At 48.4% G+C, this 13,249-nt stretch carries 14 protein-coding genes; 4 read left to right on the forward strand and 10 right to left on the reverse strand.

Features of this window, described 5'->3' with window-relative positions:
- Positions 1-110: 110 nt before the first annotated feature.
- From C557_RS0110635 to C557_RS0110680, 10 genes are all read right to left on the reverse strand, one after another.
- A complete protein-coding gene (locus tag C557_RS0110635; protein WP_018751852.1) occupies positions 111-659 on the reverse strand; it encodes a hypothetical protein in 549 nt (182 codons plus the stop codon).
- 17 nt (positions 660-676) lie between these two features.
- Positions 677-1,057, reverse strand: coding sequence for a hypothetical protein (locus C557_RS0110640; RefSeq protein WP_154656207.1), 381 nt, complete (start codon positions 1,055-1,057; stop codon positions 677-679).
- Positions 1,058-1,335: 278 nt separating this feature from the next.
- Complete coding sequence (locus tag C557_RS0110645; protein WP_018751854.1) at positions 1,336-2,178, reverse strand: hypothetical protein; 843 nt, start codon at positions 2,176-2,178, stop codon at positions 1,336-1,338.
- A 341-nt stretch (positions 2,179-2,519) separates the two neighbouring features.
- Positions 2,520-3,275, reverse strand: a complete 756-nt coding sequence (locus C557_RS0110650) for an SIMPL domain-containing protein (RefSeq protein WP_018751855.1) — start codon at positions 3,273-3,275, stop codon at positions 2,520-2,522.
- Between the two features lie 144 nt (positions 3,276-3,419).
- Positions 3,420-3,689 carry an HPr family phosphocarrier protein gene (locus C557_RS0110655; RefSeq protein WP_018751856.1) on the reverse strand — a complete coding sequence of 90 codons (270 nt, stop codon included), beginning with the start codon at positions 3,687-3,689 and terminating at the stop codon, positions 3,420-3,422.
- Positions 3,690-3,795: 106 nt separating this feature from the next.
- Complete coding sequence (gene whiA, locus C557_RS0110660; protein ID WP_018751857.1) at positions 3,796-4,725, reverse strand: DNA-binding protein WhiA; 930 nt, start codon at positions 4,723-4,725, stop codon at positions 3,796-3,798.
- A 5-nt stretch (positions 4,726-4,730) separates the two neighbouring features.
- A complete protein-coding gene (locus tag C557_RS0110665; protein ID WP_051082438.1) occupies positions 4,731-5,675 on the reverse strand; it encodes a gluconeogenesis factor YvcK family protein in 945 nt (314 codons plus the stop codon).
- Positions 5,676-5,756: 81 nt separating this feature from the next.
- A complete protein-coding gene (gene rapZ / locus C557_RS0110670) occupies positions 5,757-6,647 on the reverse strand; it encodes an RNase adapter RapZ (protein ID WP_018751859.1) in 891 nt (296 codons plus the stop codon).
- 74 nt (positions 6,648-6,721) lie between these two features.
- Positions 6,722-7,672, reverse strand: a complete 951-nt coding sequence (locus C557_RS0110675) for an ROK family glucokinase (protein WP_018751860.1) — start codon at positions 7,670-7,672, stop codon at positions 6,722-6,724.
- 221 nt (positions 7,673-7,893) lie between these two features.
- Positions 7,894-9,183: a DUF438 domain-containing protein gene (locus C557_RS0110680; RefSeq protein WP_018751861.1), complete on the reverse strand. Its 1,290-nt coding sequence runs from the start codon at positions 9,181-9,183 to the stop codon at positions 7,894-7,896.
- A 236-nt stretch (positions 9,184-9,419) separates the two neighbouring features.
- Here C557_RS0110680 and C557_RS0110685 point away from each other — a divergent pair, with 236 nt between their 5' ends.
- The 4 genes from C557_RS0110685 to C557_RS0110700 all read left to right on the forward strand — a co-directional run bounded on the left by C557_RS0110685 (position 9,420) and on the right by C557_RS0110700 (position 13,247).
- Positions 9,420-10,100, forward strand: a complete 681-nt coding sequence (locus C557_RS0110685; RefSeq protein WP_018751862.1) for a response regulator transcription factor — start codon at positions 9,420-9,422, stop codon at positions 10,098-10,100.
- Positions 10,097-11,494: a sensor histidine kinase gene (locus C557_RS0110690; RefSeq protein ID WP_018751863.1), complete on the forward strand. Its 1,398-nt coding sequence runs from the start codon at positions 10,097-10,099 to the stop codon at positions 11,492-11,494. The genes C557_RS0110685 and C557_RS0110690 overlap by 4 nt, the downstream gene beginning before the upstream one ends.
- A gap of 125 nt (positions 11,495-11,619) precedes the next feature.
- Positions 11,620-12,534, forward strand: a complete 915-nt coding sequence (locus tag C557_RS0110695; protein ID WP_018751864.1) for an ABC transporter ATP-binding protein — start codon at positions 11,620-11,622, stop codon at positions 12,532-12,534.
- Positions 12,531-13,247 carry an ABC transporter permease gene (locus tag C557_RS0110700; protein WP_018751865.1) on the forward strand — a complete coding sequence of 239 codons (717 nt, stop codon included), beginning with the start codon at positions 12,531-12,533 and terminating at the stop codon, positions 13,245-13,247. Before C557_RS0110695 ends, C557_RS0110700 begins: the two co-directional genes overlap by 4 nt.
- The last annotated feature ends 2 nt before the right edge of the window (positions 13,248-13,249 follow it).

Genomic DNA, 13,249 nt, shown 5'->3' on the forward strand with positions numbered 1-13,249 from the left:
AAGTGGCATATACTCCGCGAAGAATAACGCCACTCCTCAACTCAGACTGCATAAATATCTTAACATCTGCTGTTCAACTCTACACGGTTGCTCAACAAGTTCTTCTGAAGCTATTTGATGTCCACAGCAGGTCCATTAGACCAAATATTATTTTTAGTTATACCTTTTGCATTAACCGTTTTGCTCATTTCAATATAAACAATATTTCCATTTTCGCGTTCCCAGAATAAAATAGCATCATCTAATGAATCGCTCAAAAGCAAGGCAGGAAAGCGATCACCTATTTGCAAGGAATTTTTTCTTTCTTCGCTGAAGAAAGCTTTATTGAATGAATTTGCTTCCTCTTTCGCCAGATTTCTAACAAATTCAATATCAACATCGCCTGCATTGATTAATTTCCAGTTTTTTATATTTTCACCTTTAATCTCAATTAATTTTTCTCTTCCCTTATTCCAACTCTCATTTAAGAAATTTAAAACTTCAGGTTTAGTGACCTCAACAAAAGACTTATGATCATGAACAGTTGCCTTTTCATCCAATATTAAAGGCTTAACTTCAGAACTAGGCTTATGATCATTGCTAGCAAATGAATAAGAAGCAAAAGTCGTGGCAAGTACAGCTATTGCAGAAAATATAATTGCCTTTTTTTTGAAATTCACTTTCAATCATCTCCTTATCACCAGTATACGTTACCACCTAAATCATCACCTACACCTGAATCCGTCTCTCGGTATATGTTATAAGGCATCCAATAGCTTGAAGAACTTGGATGTTTACAATATTCTGTCTGAACTCCTGAGGCAGGGTAGCCATCATCTTCCTTAGAACCTCTGAAAATACCATCCTCGTAAAATTCCATATATACACGGGTATATTCAAATACTGGTGCTCCAGGAGCATCATCTGCAGACACAGTACCCTGAACATAACTTCGGCTACATCCATAATCAATACTAGCATTGACCTCTAAGTAAGCATAACTGGTGGACCCAAAGAAAAAGCTTAAGAGAAATACCAACATCGGCAATGTAATCAACTTTTTTGCTAGTAATCTCATTAGACAATCACCTTTCCCATTTATTTATAAAAATCGGAACTAGCCCATAAAACCTAAAAACAGCCCCCTTCCATTATTTAAAAATGGTAAATATGGTATAATTTATATATCAAATGATTTTTTTGATGTCAATACTTCAAGAAACCTTAAAAATGAAAAAAGTGCCCCCAATTAAATTGGTAAGCACCTTCTTCAAATCTATTGGAAACTAATGTTCCATTCCATGGCTGTTTGTAGTAAAAATAGTTGTATTGGATAACACAGGCCCCGAAACTACACTAAGCAGGCAAAAAATGACCATCATGGATACATATGCTTTTTTCATTACTCAATTCCTCCTTAAGAATTTGATCAATAATCATAGAATATCTCTCTTGCTGATCTGCACTGGCGTACATTCTTGTTGATTCAAAAATTACAACAAATCTTTTAAAGGCTTTATTATCTTCAAGCATATCAGAAAATTCCAAACCTTGTAATATTGTATCTATTGCAACAATTTTATCTGCTCTCGTGAGATAGTATAATGATAGTTTATAAAGAGCTTTCATTATGTATAAAGCCCTTTTATGCTTATAATACTCGATGGCTCTAGCAATTTTATGTTTAAACGACGCTAGCAAATCGTCAATTTCAAAACCATGAATTAACGAAGATTCAATAATGTTAAGTAAACCCGGCATTAATTCATCAATTCTGGATTCTCTTAAAAAATGAACATATGGTTCAAGGTAGTCAAGATCTCCTTCAAGGATGTTTACGGCCAGCATATTAGCTTTGGCAAACATACGGAATGAGGTTATTTCCTTCTTTGCCTCATCACTTCCATCATCCAACCAGCTTAGGTCGCTATACTTTTCTATAAGCGCTTTTGATTCACGATATAATCCCTTATTTTGCAACGCAATTCCCTTGGCTAATTGGCTATGCCCGATGTAGTAAATCATATGTCTTTCACATTGGGATTGTTTAAATTCAGTATTTTCCTCGAGCTTCTGAGTAGCCTGATAAAGCTTGTCTGAAATTTCAATCATTTTGTCCCAATCCTCTAGCGTATAAGTGGCCTTTAGTAAGTCAACTAATGAATCGAGCTTCAAATCATCAAGATACGACGAATTCAAGGATATACCTCCAATCCCACATTTTTCTTTTTTTAATCACTATATAGAACAATTTACCATATGTCAATTAAAAATATTTCTCAAATCATTAAGAGCTTTGAGAGAACTACACAATTCTACAAATTTAATTACTTATTGAGTTAAAATATTCCAACATTTTAGTCCCCTTCATACCATACTATTAATGAAAGCCCTAGTTACCGCTCAGCAGCGTTCTACAAAAAACAGCAAAAAAGCCCTGGGTTCGTTCCATGTGCTACCCAGCCTACGGAATCAACCCAGAGCCTAGAAAAAGTTTTTAACTTGACTCGAAATCAGTAAGAAATGCCGCTCCCCTATTTTTATTTCAATTCGTAAATCACCGTCAGTGTCGTTTGCAGATCAATTTCACCCGGTTCAATCGCAGTGCTTTGACCTGCCATTTTTCCGGCGCTTTCCAGCATGTCATAGCTCTCTCTGTACATCGGCGTAGCCATGCTGCCTTGGCTAACACTTATGACTGCACCAATTTGGCGCCCGGTTGCTTTAGCAATAGCCTGCGCTTTTTTGCCAGCATCGTCCACGGCCTTCTGAATCACTCGCTCTTGATACTGATCAGGGTTTTCGGTACTGAAGCTGATATTATCAATGCGGTTGGCCCCGGCGGCTGAGGCTGCATCAAGCAATTGACCAACCTTCTCCAGATCGCGATAAGTGACCTCTAACGTATGCTGAGCCGAATATCCCTTGATTTGCTGTCCTTCCTGTTCATTATAGCTATAATTCGGTTGTACATAGAAGCTTCCTGTTTGAATGTCCTTGTCGGCAATCCCCCAAGTCTCCTTCAAGAGCTTCGTCAATGCTGCAATCTTGGTTGCATTAGCGCTTTGCGCTTCCTTCGCCGTCTTCGCCTCCGTAGCCGCTCCTATCGATAAATAAGCGATGTCCGGCTTCACAGACAACTTACCGCTTCCTTCAACCGTGACAATATTTCGCTGAGTGGCTCCATCAGCATGCACCGTCTTTGGAGAGTTCAATCCTTCGGGCAGGAAGGCACCTCCCACTATCATTGCTCCTGCAATTGCCAACACTGCGGCGGGCTTCACCCATGTCTTCATAATATATGACCTCCATTTTCATTTTTGATGTTGCTACATTTACCTTCTAGACGTGGTCACTGGACAAATGTTGCAGCACACGCAAAAAAAGGATGAACCCGTTATTCAAACGGATACATCCCTTCGTTTTCCTACGTCAGAAAATTATTGATTCTCCAACTCTTCCTTGCTGACCAAGCTGATTAAAGCACTTGCTGCTTGTTCGGCATCTGCACCTTCCGCACTGATATAAATCTCGGTGCCTGTGCTGATTGCAAGACTCATAATCCCCATAATGCTCTTGGCATTGACTTTTTTATCGTCCTTCTCAACGAAAACTTCGGAAGAATATTTATTCGCTTCCTGTACGAAAAGCGCAGCCGGTCTAGCGTGGAGCCCCGTCTTCAAACGAACGGTAACCGGGTGTTTGACCATGAAAACTTACCCCCTATACGAATTCAATCAACATAATCACATTCGTGGACATATAATTTATATCATTATAGCATACAGAATAGGCAACACACTAGCGAAAAGCAGTTTAGCTACCGCGAATTTTTTCGGCAAGCTCATCAATCTTGCGTAAACGGTGGTTTACACCCGATTTGCTGACCGTTCCCTTCAACAGTTCACCCACTTCTTTCAGGTTGATATCAGGGTGGGCTAGGCGAACCTCCGCGACCTCCCGCAGCTTGTCGGGCAGATTTTCCAGGCCTATTTCCTTTTCCAGCAGCTTGATGTTATCGATCTGTCGCACGGCGGCCCCAATCGTCTTGTTCAGGTTGGCCGTTTCGCAATTCACGATCCGGTTCACGGAATTACGCATATCCCGCATAATCCGTACGTCTTCAAACTTGAACAACGCCTGATGCGCTCCGATAATACTTAGCAGCTCAATAATTTTCTCGCCCTCTTTGATATAGAAAATAAACCCTTTCTTCCGCTCGATGCAACGCGCATTCAAATGGAATTCATTAGCCAGGTCCACCAGTGCCTTGCAGTGCTCCTCGTACATTGACGCGATCTCCAGATGATACGAGGCCCCCTCCGGGTTATTGACCGAGCCTCCAGCCATGAAAGCCCCTCGCAGGTATGCCCGTTTACAACAGTTTTTCCGGGTAAGCTGCGGATTAATCCCCGTGGTGAAAATAAACCCTTCGGAGACGATCTTCAACTCCCGAAGAATTTCCTCCACCCGTCCTGGAATCCTCACAATGTACACATTGTTCTTCTTCAAACGCATCTTCTTGCGGACCAGCAGCTCAGTATGAATTTGGAAATGCTTCTTCAGCAAGGAATAGATTCGCCTTGCAATCGCGGCGTTTTCCGTCGAGATATCCAAAATCACCTTTTTGTTCGAAACCTGCACCGAGCCGTTCATGCGAATCAGCGCGGACAATTCAGCCTGCTCGCAGCAAGCTGAGGCTTCGACCATGGTCAGTTCTTTTTTGGTTTGCGCCGCAAAGGACAAGGGACTCACCTCTTTCTTAAAATCCAGTTTTGCACCAGTTGGTAAATATGCTGGCTTAATTTATCAGCATCATGCCGTAAATAACGGCGGAACATCACCAGCGTATCCGCAATCACCTTATAGCCTTGCCCGGTAACATTGTCCCAATCCACTTGTACAGGCTTGGCTCCCTTCTCAGCGTAAAAATCTTGAACCTGTGCAGGTATTTCTCCGTCATTCACAATAACGTAATCAAATAAGTGCTGCCCCACGTGATCATAGACCGCCTGCAGATGATCGCTGACCGTATAATTATCCGTTTCACCCGGCTGTGTCATTACATTGCAGATGAAAATTTTGATCGCAGACGTATTCTCCAGGACCGCTTCGGCCAGTTTAGGCACCAGTAAGTTCGGGATGATGCTCGTATACAGGCTTCCGGGTCCGATCAGAATCGCATCGGCTTCCTGGATGGCCTGCACGGCCTCCGGCAAAGGCTCCACGATCTCCGGCTCCAGAAACACTCGCTTGATTTTACCACGCGCCTCGGGAATCTTGGATTCTCCGGTGACACAGACGCCGTCTTCCATCTCCGCATGCAATACAACTGCCTGTCCGGCAGCAGGCAACACACGCCCGCGAACCGCAAACACGCGGCTTAACTCCCGAACAGCGGTTACAAAATCACCGGAAATATCGGTAATAGCCGCCAGGATCAGGTTGCCCAAACTATGCCCGGCTAATCCCGAGCCTGTTGCAAAACGGTAATTCAACATATCAGACAGCAAGGGCTCTACATCAGCCAATGCGGTTAACACGTTCCTAATATCGCCAGGTGGCGGCATTTGCAATTCATTACGCAAAATCCCGGAGCTGCCTCCATCGTCAGCTACAGTTACGATAGCCGTGATATCAAGCGGTTTCTCTTTCAAGCCGCGAAGCATGACGGATAGTCCGGTTCCTCCGCCCATCACGACGATCCGTGGAATTCTGGGTTCCTTGGCCCGATGTGTCACTAGGTTCACCTCTTAACTCGAGTTCACAGGGTCTTGTTACCGATCCCGGCCCTCGTCCCTGTGGCTGACGCGAACCGTTTCCATCTCGCTTGCACCGAGCATTCGGCCCAGATATTCAGCTATAGCGACAGAGCGATGCTTCCCGCCGGTACAGCCGATAGCGATGATGACCTGACTTTTGCCCTCTTTGTGGTACTGCGGAAGTAAAAAATGCAGCATATCCAGCAGCTTGGTCAGGAAGGTTTGCGTCTCTGGCCACTTCATAACATATTCATATACATCGCTGTCTTGTCCTGTGTGCGGACGAAGCTGCTCAATGTAGTGCGGGTTCGGCAAGAACCGCACATCAAATACTAGATCGGCGTCAATAGGAATGCCGTATTTGAACCCAAACGAGGTGATGTTCACCGACAGATTGCTGCTCTCCAGATGCGAAAAGCGAGAAATGATTTTCTCCTTGAGTTGGGCTGGCTTCATATTGCTGGTATCGATAAGCTGAGTAGCGGACAAGCGAAGCTCATCCAGCATTTTACGCTCCAGGCGAATGCCGTCCAGCGGCATCCCCTCAGGAGCCAGCGGGTGACGGCGGCGGCTCTCCTTGTAGCGTTGCACCAGCACAGAGTCCATGGCATCCAGAAACAATATTTCGCATTTTATCGTAAAATGCTCTTTGATGTAAGCCAGGGACTCCGATAACGCTGTAAAGAACTCGCGGCCACGCAAATCAATGACCAGAGCTACCTTAGCGATCTTGCCCTTGGACTGCTCGATCAATTCGGCAAATTTGGGAATCAATACCGGTGGCAAGTTATCTACACAGAAAAATCCGAGATCCTCCAGGCTTCGTACAGCCAGGGATTTACCCGCCCCTGACATGCCTGTAATAATAATCAGATTGGCGACCGAGCCTACTTCTTTATCCGGCATCATAGTTCCCTCCTCGTGAGATTCACCTTGTCCCATCGTTGATTCCACACCATCCATTTATCTATTTTATTGTATTAAGACCGCAAGAACAGACCGGCAGCTCCAACTATACCCGCATCATTGCCGAGCGTGGCAGGAACAATCTGCATACCCGTTTGGACAGGTGCTGGGGTTAGTTTGGCGAACACGCTGCGGACCTCGTTGAACAGGATATCGCCGGCTTTGGATACTCCACCGCCTACGATGAACAATTCCGGGTTAAGCACAACAGCCACAGCAGCCATTGATTTACCTAGATAGAAGGCCGCACGGTTGACAATGCGAATGGATGCTTCGTCGCCCGCTTTCGCTGCATCGAAGACATCCTTGGCTGCGATCGTCTCCACCTGAGACAGGGAAGTGCGATCGCCACGGGCCACGGCATCGTTCGCCATACGAATAATTCCGGTTGCCGAAGAGACCGTCTCCAGGCAGCCCATTTGACCACAGCCGCAGCCGATAGCCTCCAGGTCAGGCACAACGGACATATGTCCAAGCTCTCCAGCCATGCCGGAGAATCCTTGATAAATTTTCCCGTTAATGATAATTCCACCGCCTACGCCAGTGCCCAGCGTATAGCAGACACAATTGTCGATGCCTTTGCCAGCGCCGCCCCAAGCTTCGCCCAGCGCCGCCACATTGGCATCATTATCTATTTTGATCGGCTTGCCGAGTCGCTCTTCCAGAATCGCGCGAATCGGAAAATCTTTCAAACCTACATTTGGCGCCAAAATAATAACCCCGTCACGAACATTTGTAAATCCCGCAACACCTGCGCCTACCCCAGCTACCTGCTCCCAGGCAAAAGGAGATTGCTCCACCACGGTGCGGACATAGTGTTCGATATTGGCAACGATGACATCTGCACCTCTTGCCACTTCAGTTGGGCCTTCATAGGTATGAAGAAGTTGACCTTCCTCATTGCAAATGCCGACTTTCACTGCGGTGCCGCCCAGGTCAACGCCAATGTAGATGTTTTCAGACATATTTACAAGCCACCTTTTTCTCAAATAATATGCTTCTCCTACGTTACCAACTATAAGCGAACCCTCCTATTCGGTCAAGAGAAGCAAGCTGTGGCAAATCCCAGCAGGAACAGGGGTTCAGCGTATGTTATCGCAGGAAGGAATGAGGAAAACCCCGGCGCGCGCTGGGCACACCGGGGTAGGCGAAATGCATAGATTTAACAATATCGGCACAAGCCAGCTCAAGACATGATCCGCTTCTGTCCTTCCAGTTCACGAATCGGCGCAATATTTTGCGTGAATTCCAGAGTGCCCAGATACCGGCCATCTTCACTGCGAACCGCAAAATAGCGAATATAAACGAATTTATCCTTGAACGGAATCCAGAAATCCTCGACATCTTTAAGCCCTGCCTTAAAATCGGCCAATAACTGGTTGACGATGTGAACGCTTTGCGGAGGATGGCAGTTCTGCACGGTGCGGCCAATGACCGCCTTCGTCCGGGCAAATATCCGTTCCTTGCCATGAGAGAAATAACGAACTATATCGTTCTCATCGATAAATGTCAGGTCTACAGGCAGGTGATTCATGACGGCCTCCAGTTGCTCCACGGACAGCAGCCCGGTCTCGAATTTGACGAAACCCTGTGACGGCTGGTCCTCCTGTTGGCCCTGTTCCGCCCCCGCAGCAGCATCCGCGTTCATATCTTCCCCTGGAGTGGCCTGTAAAGGTACCCGTTCAGGAATCCATTCCTGCTCCGGAGCCGTCAAGCAGAAGCCGATCTCATCGCTCTCCTTAGCGATGCTGAACCACTCGTCCTCGGTCAGCTTCTCCAATGCCATCGGCAACAGGATGTTCTCTTCCTTAAAGATCATTTCATTAACTTCCTTGATGATCCGCTCCAGGTCAAGACACACCGTCTCCTTATCGGCACTCCCGTCTGTCAGCTTGCCCTTCGTCTCCTTAATCATCATGCGGATTCCATCATCCACGCCCCACATAACCGTTGTTGGCCCGTAAATTCCATACTTCTCCAGATACGGGAACAGCAAATTCTCCTTGCGACTGTAATGTTTATCCAGGTCCATCAGCAGATTCAAATCCTCCAGCAGCTTGAAGGTTAATTCCGCACCACCATCCTTGCGATATTTATCCAGGTGCAATTGCAATTTAAAATTCACCAGCCGTTCAATCTCCCGGTTCTCCAGCTTAAAGGTATGAACTGGATGTCCGGGCTGCTCCTCTGGCTTCGATGAGCGGTGGAGCTCCTCGATCGATCCCTTGAAGATGGAGGTATGCACGGAGCAAAGCCGTTGTACCTCCTCCACCGGGATGCCTTCTTCCTCCATCAATGCATGTTCCATGGCTGAAATTTCCGTAACGGTCACATCACCCACCGCTTCTTCAAACCGCGCCTTGACCTCTTCCACGCTTTTACCCTGGTGCAGTTCTTTGATGATCTCCTTCAGCAGCTCCTGACGGCGGCCTTGACTCTGCGCCCCAAATTCACGGTTATTGATCAACTCGCTCATTGCGTACTGCTCCCTTCTCTATAGAAATCATAAGCTTTTTCGTCTCCCTGCAAAGACATAGAACCTTCACGATCGTCTTGATATTTTTTAATGATAACCATTCTCAGGTACAATGTAGCATGAGGAAAATTCACACTTTGTGATTGCAGTCACAAAAGAAATGAGTAAATCTTGCCTACATCCCGTTTCTTTTTTGCCTCGTATTTGCCAAAATAGAAAAAGGGGGGAATTTACCTATGCCTATAACAAGCTTGCTATATATTGAAGATGATATTGAAATCGGTGAATGGGTAAGTGAGAACCTGCGGGAGCGAGGGTATGATGTGACCTGGCTGACCAGCGGCGAGCAGGCGGTGGAGCAGGCTGCCCATCAGCACCTTGTGATTCTGGACGTGATGTTGCCCGGCCTGGACGGATTTACGGTTGGAGGACGTCTGAAGCAGCAATATCCCGATTTGCCCGTGTTGATGTTATCTGCCAGAACGTCCATCGACGATAAGCTGCAGGGACTGAAGTTTGCCGACGATTATTTGACCAAGCCCTTTCATCCCGACGAGCTTGCCGCGCGAATTGAAGTGCTGCTGCGCCGCAGCGGGGAATCACCTGCCGCAGAGCCCATCCGGTTGAAGCACCTGCTAATATATGAAAAGGAGAACCGGATTATCGACGAAGCCACCGGGGAAGAGATCGTCCTGACCGGGAAGCAGTTTTATATATTTACTTTTCTGCTGCGCCACCTCGGGCAGATATTAACCAAGGAACAAATCTACGAGGCGGTATGGAATGAGCCTTATCTTGATGGAGACAAGACCTTGATGGTCCATATTCGCCATTTGCGGGAAAAGCTGGAGCGCGACCCTGCCAACCCGGAGGTCATTGAGACCATTCGGGGGATCGGCTATCGGGTGAGAGCATGAAGCCATTGAAGCTTCGCAAACCCCGCAAATCACTGCTGACCCGCTACGTGCTACTGCTGGCAATTGCACTGTGCTTCATCCCGGTGCTCATTCCCGTCAGCTTTATCGCTTCCTGGGGCGTCAATCTGCTGCTTGACCCCAAGGGGACGGCCCCCCCTATTCGCCCGTATGGTAATGGTTCCGAGATTGAAGCGGATTGGCATCAAGCCTCTGCCAAGCTACGGAATGCCACACCTGAAGTGATTGGGGACACACTGCAGACAATGAAACACAAATACCCCGATGCCGCCATGTATTGGGTGGACTCGACGGGGAACACCCAATTGCAGCTCCCGGAGCAGGCTGACGTTCCTGCCCACTGGACGCTGGAGGATACCATCGCTTTCATGAAGGCCAGGGTGAACGCAGACCCGTTCACGGTGGTCGCCTTTATTGGCGGAAGTGAAGAAGCACAGCAAGGCTTTATGGTCTTCGAGTTGCCCCGCAAGCTTATGGTGATTACCAATGAGGGGCGGGATGATGGGCGCTTTTATGGCGTGTTTCTGGCCATCATGCTTGGTTCCTTCGTTTTGCTGTCCGTCTTGTTCTTCAGCGATATTCGCAAGCGGCTGCTGCGGCTGGAAGCGGCCATGAACCGAACGGGAGCAAGCGGGCTGCCCTCACCGATCCAGGAGGGACGGTCAGATGAGATCGGCCGATTAGAACAAGCGTTTAACCAGATGCTGTACAAGCTGGAGAGTAGCCGACAGCGTGAGCAGGAGGAAGAAGGGCTGCGAAAGAGCTTGATCAGTCATCTCTCTCATGACCTCCGCACGCCGCTTACCGTGCTGGGCAGCCATCTCTATTCACTGCGGCAAGAGCCTCTGACGGATCGGGGCAGACAGTCGCTCTCTCTTATGGAGACCAAAATTAGCGATCTCTCCGGGCTGATGGATCACCTACTCTCCTATAGCCTGCTCACCAGCAAGCGTTACGCCTTGTCCATGGAGCGGCTGGATGTGCTGCGGATAGTACGTGAGAGCGCTGCGGCCTGGTATCCGGTCTGGGAGAAGGCCGGCATTAGCGCAGACATCGAGTTGCCGGAGCAGCCTTTGTATTGGACCGTAGATGCCCAGGGCTTTCGCCGGGTGCTGGACAATCTGTTCCAGAATCTTGTCCGCCATGCTGGCTCCGGCGGATATGTGGGCATTTCGGTGAAGTCGGAGAACGGAGCCGAAGCCCTTGTCATTAGCGACCACGGGCCCGGCATGGAGGTTGTCTCCACCTCTCACGGCTCCGGCCTGGGCCTGCAAATCGTCGACCTGCTGCTGCGCGAGATGTATCTTGCCTGGAAGACACAAACTTCCCCAGCGGGCACGGCAATATCAATCTATCCTTTGAGAGCGTCCGATTAAGGGGCGCTCTTTCGTATTCTTCTTGTGCTCCTTCTGTCTTCACACTTAATTTAAACCAATCTTAAACTTCCTCCCTCTTTGCTTTTAACCTCAAGACGATATGATCATCCACGAGGTGATAAATTGTGAGTGAGATGATCATTCAAACGAAGGATTTAACGAAGACATATCGCGGCCGCATGGCGGTTGATCACTTGAATCTGGAAATTGCCAAAGGGGATATTTATGGCTTTCTTGGACCTAATGGCGCCGGGAAGACAACAACGATCCGGATGCTGCTGGGACTGATTCAGCCAACCGGCGGGTCCATCCGCATCTTTGGGCGTGACATGCCCAAGGACAAGCTGGAGATCCTCCGGCATATAGGCTCTCTCGTCGAATCTCCTTCCTACTACGGCCACTTGAGCGCTATAGACAATTTGGAGGCCGTCCGTCGCATCCTACAAGTGCCGAAATCACGAATCCATGAAGTGCTGGAGATTGTGTCGCTGACCAGTGAGGCTCGCCGCCCAGTCAAGGGCTTCTCTCTGGGAATGAAGCAACGGCTAGGCATCGCTTCCGCCTTGCTGGGCAGCCCCGATCTGCTCATTCTCGATGAGCCTACGAACGGGCTGGACCCCTCAGGCATTCACGAGATTCGTGAATTAATCAAGCATATGCCGGAGCAGTACGGCATTACCGTACTGGTATCCAGCCACTTGCTAGGCGAGATGGAACTGATGGCCAGCAAGGTAGGCATTATTCGCGAGGGTCAATTGGTGTTCCAGGATACCATTGATAACCTCCGTCTGAAATCCGCGCATAATATGGAGTTTACTGTATCGGAGCCGGATTCTGCACTGTGGATTGCCCGCGACCTTGGTGCGAGCGGAACAGCGACGAACGGCGTGCTCACCTTTCCGGGAATGGCCGATGCCCAAGTTGCCCATCTCGTCAAACGGCTGGTAGAGAACGGGCACAGCATCTACAGGGTGGAGCAGAAGAAGAAATCGCTGGAGGATATTTTCATGCAGGTCATTGGGGAGCGTGGACAGCTATGATGTTACGTTCTCTATCTGCCGACTTTCTGAAAATTCGCCGCAAGGGGATCTGGTTCCTGATTGTTTTGGCCCCTGTGGGGCTCGTTGTCATGCAGGCGCTTAATTATGGCCTGCGCTTCGACTACTTGAGCGTACGGTACGCTGATGACCCTTGGGGTGGGCTGCTGACTAATATCTGCGCCTTTGTGCCAATTGCCTTGTACCTGGGATGCACACTGGTCAGTTCACTGGTGGCCAACGTGGAGCATCAGCTCAGCTCCTGGAAGCAGTTGCTGGCCCTGCCCATCTCCCGCATAGCAGTGTTCAGCGCCAAGTTCCTGCTATGCTTCCTGCTGCTGTCGGTATCTTGCATTCTCCTGCCCATTGGCACGGTCATCTTGGGATTATGCTTCGGATTTGACAGCCACCTGATGCCTTATGCTGATCTGGCACGGATGGGTTTTTATCCTTTGCTGGCAGCCTTGCCGCTGTTAGCCTTGCAGCTTTGGCTTTCGCTCACCTACCGCAACCCGTCCTTGCCGGTTTCGCTGGGGGTGACCATTTCGATCATTTCTCCGTTTATGATGAGCTTGCCTGCACAGTTCCCGCTTAACTGGCCCGTCTTCGGCTTCACCGGGCCACACCGGGAATGGTTCATTCTGGCTGGCCTCCTGACAGGAGGCTTCATCCTGCTCATGGGAATGATTCACTTTAACCGAAAGGATGTGGACTAACC

This window comes from Paenibacillus sanguinis 2301083 = DSM 16941 (assembly GCF_000374825.1).
Lineage (GTDB): Bacteria > Bacillota > Bacilli > Paenibacillales > Paenibacillaceae > Fontibacillus > Fontibacillus sanguinis.